General features: G+C 59.6%; 1 pseudogene. It reads left to right on the top strand.

Annotated features, from left to right (window positions below):
- Positions 1-384, top strand: a pseudogene (locus HMPREF2912_RS08085) (HNH endonuclease); the annotation flags it as partial.

Genomic DNA, 384 nt, shown 5'->3' with positions numbered 1-384 from the left:
TCCGCGCGCTCGGCGCTTCTGCTTCCGATGCTGCTGAGCTTTCACAGCTACACCAGGTTTATTTCGGTCCCACTCGCTTTAGCGGCAAGCAACGCAAAGCCCGGACCGCAGCCCTTCAACAGCGCCACAGCCTCGGCACCCTCACACTGATTGAAACCTACACCGCAAAAGTCAAGAAAACCCTCGATGCCTGGAACCTGCGAGTCAAACTCGCAGGAACACCCGCACACCGCATCCCCACCGTCGCCGCCACACGCCTGAAAGAACTCCGCTCCAAACGCATAGCCAAACCAGGCGTGCGCATCACCTACCGGGAACAAGGCCCCAACACACTCTCCATTACTGACGACGCCACCACGATCGCCAACATGCGCGGCGTCTTAG

The organism is Corynebacterium sp. HMSC056E09 (genome assembly GCF_001813425.1).
GTDB classification, from domain to species: Bacteria; Actinomycetota; Actinomycetes; order Mycobacteriales; family Mycobacteriaceae; genus Corynebacterium; species Corynebacterium hesseae.
Note: the sequence above shows the minus strand (reverse complement) of the source record. Positions and strands in the feature narration are given on the sequence as shown.